Annotated in this window: 3 protein-coding genes; all 3 read right to left on the bottom strand. The window is 59.1% G+C overall.

Annotated features, from left to right (window positions below; translation table 11 throughout):
* Positions 1 to 204: 204 nt before the first annotated feature.
* Positions 205 to 2,520: a VirB4 family type IV secretion system protein gene (locus GT748_RS14800; protein WP_368034549.1), complete on the bottom strand. Its 2,316-nt coding sequence runs from the start codon at positions 2,518 to 2,520 to the stop codon at positions 205 to 207.
* A gap of 41 nt (positions 2,521 to 2,561) precedes the next feature.
* Entirely contained in the window at positions 2,562 to 2,837 is a 276-nt protein-coding gene (locus tag GT748_RS14795) for a hypothetical protein (protein WP_082670823.1), read from the bottom strand.
* Positions 2,834 to 3,018: DNA cytosine methyltransferase (locus tag GT748_RS14790; protein WP_192927531.1), on the bottom strand; the 185-nt coding region annotated here is incomplete at its 5' end. The genes GT748_RS14795 and GT748_RS14790, both read right to left, overlap by 4 nt.

The following is a 3,018-nucleotide window of genomic DNA, read 5'->3' as shown; positions in this document are numbered from 1 at the left end:
GCTGCCGCCCATCATACTCCCGCGCTGTTTCTTCACGGTCGCCTCATAGGTCTGAAATCCGGTCCGCATCTCTGTACTCCCGCAATACGGGCACGGCGGGAATTTCTGTGTATCCATTTTCCGCACCTCCTGCAGCACCAACATTACCACACGGTCCGGGAAAAAGGTAGTATCAGAACCAACAAAATGTTTCCGCTCCGTCCGTCAGCGTCCGCCCCCCGTGCCATAACACCGCAGCTTGTGCGGCGGCGTCTTCACAAGAAGGTTGTACCGCTCGTCCCCGCATTTGAACAGGCAGTTTCCCCGCGCACAGCTCCTGACCACGCCATATTCACATTCTTCCAGCTGCAGCGCTTCCCGGTATTTTCCCCCGTCCACAGTTCCCGGATGGAACAGGAACTGGTACGCCGGGATGCTGAACAGCGGCTTTGTCAGCTCCGCCGCCTCCGGCAGCAGAAAGTCCTCGACATTCTGGCTGGCCAGCAGCAGGGAGGACTCTTTCTTCCTCGCCCGCTTCATGCACGCCCGGATGTACCCGATGGCTGTTTTGTTGTTGAGATACAGGTACAGTTCATCAATGGCCGCGACAGTATTTCCGGCACGGAGCAGTTCATTGTTCATATAGCTGAAAATATTGAACAGCATCGCGTCGCGCAGGTTCTGCCCCGCTTCCAGCAGGGATTTTACACCGAATGTGACGAACCGGCCTGAGCCAATGTTGGTATGGCCGTTGAAATACAGGCTGTCCGGCCCCACGCAAAGCGAATGCAGATGGAGCCGAAGCTCCCGCAGCGTTTCATCCGTAAACACCCCGTTTCGCCCCTCCTGCCTTTCCAGCAGTGCGTACAAATCGGAGAGGAGCGGGAAATCTTCATGCCGGAGCACGGACATGTCGGTCTCCTTTGTGATGCCTCGTTCCCGGTACAGCTGTTCCAGCAGGATCTCCACCGTATCGGCCTGTGCATCGGTGAGCGGCTTGTAGCTCCGCAGCCAGTCGCGCAGAAAAGAAATGTGCTGCGCCAGCACCGTGCCTGTCCCGTCCGCATCCCATCTTTTCGGCTCCAGCGGATTGATCATTGCCTTTCCTCCCGAGCAATCCATACATGCACCGCCGAGATTCCGCGTCAGCTCCCGGTATTCGTCCTCCGCGTCCAGAAGCAAAACTTTCTTTCCCGCTTCCAGCGCGTTGATGACCAGCAGGCGCAGCAGATGGCTCTTGCCCTGCCCGCTGTTGCCCAGGATGAGGACGCTGCTGTTGGTTCGTCCGCCCGTGCGCCGGTCGAAGTCGATGATAACATTGCTGCCGTACTTGTCCCGTCCCAGCAGGAAGCCACGGGGATCTGTTTTGCCTGAATAGCACATGGGATACAGGTTTGCGGCGCTGGACGCGGGCAGTACCCGCTCATACTGCGTGCCGAACGCGTTCCATCCGCTCGGCATCACGGACTGGAAGCCCTGCTTCTGGCGCAGCAGCAGATGGTCGGCGCTGATCTTGCAGCAGTTCAGCTCCGCCTCCACCTCGCTCTGCAGCATCCGCAGATGCTCCGGATCGTTTGCGATCATCTCAATGAATACAGCCGTGTGCAGAAACGGCTCCTGGTTCCGGTGCGCAAGCGTCAGCATTGCCGCCATATCCTGCAGGTTGCTCTCCGCTTCCACCACATCCTGCACGTTCCCGGTATTTCCCGCCTTCAGACGGTTCGCCTTATCCGCATTCTGCAATATCTTTTTCTCCTCCGCCGGCGTAACGCGGCGCGTATAGATGTGTACGGATACACCCGCCTTTTCACCCAGCCTGTGCAAAAGGGCCTGTTCCGTGGTCGAAGCCGGATATCCCCGCACCGCCCATACGCACCGGTATGTATTTCCGCAGATGAACCGGTCCGTTTCAAACCGCAGCACGGACGGCGCGGCAAGGTCCAGAAATTCCTTGACCGCCGCTTCCTGCGACGCACTGTCCGGCGCTTTTCTGTCCGCCTGCACACCCGTCCATTCCACCCACCGCTGGCCGTCAAAATCGTCATAGTGCTCGCTTGTGAAGTCCTGTACAAAATATACCGCCATCAGCCGCTTCACATCGTCCAGGTCCGCGCGCCGAACATCGAAGCCCTGGTCCCGGATGAGCTTTTCCACACGTGCCAGATACGGATACTTCTCTTTTTCCCGCACATCCTCCAGCCGCACCGCCAGCACAAATTCCCGCGCGGTCGCGGTCTGAAGCTGTACGCTGCCCAGGTGCGCCTTATCTTTTTCCAACAGATCCGCAATGTACGGGTTTTCTTCTTCTCCGATGCGGGCCTCCAGATACCGTGTATTGTTGGCAAAGCTTTCCCGCGAATTGAGGCACAGGATCTCCAGCTCCGGCTGGCTTTTGAACACCGTCACCAATGCCCCGACCCGCGCCGCGAGAGCGTCCTCCGGCAATACGGAGATGCACGTCGGGCGCAGCAGGAAAAAGGCTGTCTCCCCGCCCCGGTATGTGAGCAGGCCGTATGGCGTGACAGCCTGCGCGTTGATCATCCGGCGCGTCCCCTGCCGCACCGTCTTCCTTTTTACTGTTTTCATTCCGTTTCCCTTTCCCCATCCCAGCTGAATTCACGCGGTGTGAAAAAATACGCGCCCGCGCTGTGTAAAAAATCCCGGATGGACTGTCCCTCAAAGCGCACGGTCAGGAACGCATATCCCGCCGCGCACAGCAGCGGCGCCGCGGTTCCAAGCTGTGCGGCGCAGAATACGCCTGCAAGACACAGTGCGCCAATGGCCGCAAGATCGTTCAGCTGCCAGAGCCACATCGTGGCACGCGCCGTCAGATCCTGCGGGTAGATGTATTTTCTCAATCTTTTTCCTCCCATCGTAAGTAGTTTTGAACGGCCGCAAGCACTGTCTCAACACACGGCACCGCCACGCTGTTGCCCAGCGCCTTGTACCGCGCGGTATCGGACGCGCCGGGGATATCCGTCCACCTGTCCGGGAAGCCCTGCAGGCGTTCGCACTCCAGCGGCGTCAGCCGCCGCACCC

Source organism: Bittarella massiliensis (ex Durand et al. 2017) (assembly GCF_009876955.1).
GTDB lineage: Bacteria > Bacillota > Clostridia > Oscillospirales > Ruminococcaceae > Bittarella > Bittarella massiliensis.
Note: the sequence above shows the minus strand (reverse complement) of the source record. Positions and strands in the feature narration are given on the sequence as shown.

What these genes read in the sequence shown, in the direction of transcription:
- GT748_RS14800 (WP_368034549.1), bottom strand. Translation starts at nt 2,520, where the DNA reads ATGATCAACGCGCAGGCTGTCACGCCATACGGCCTGCTCACATACCGG.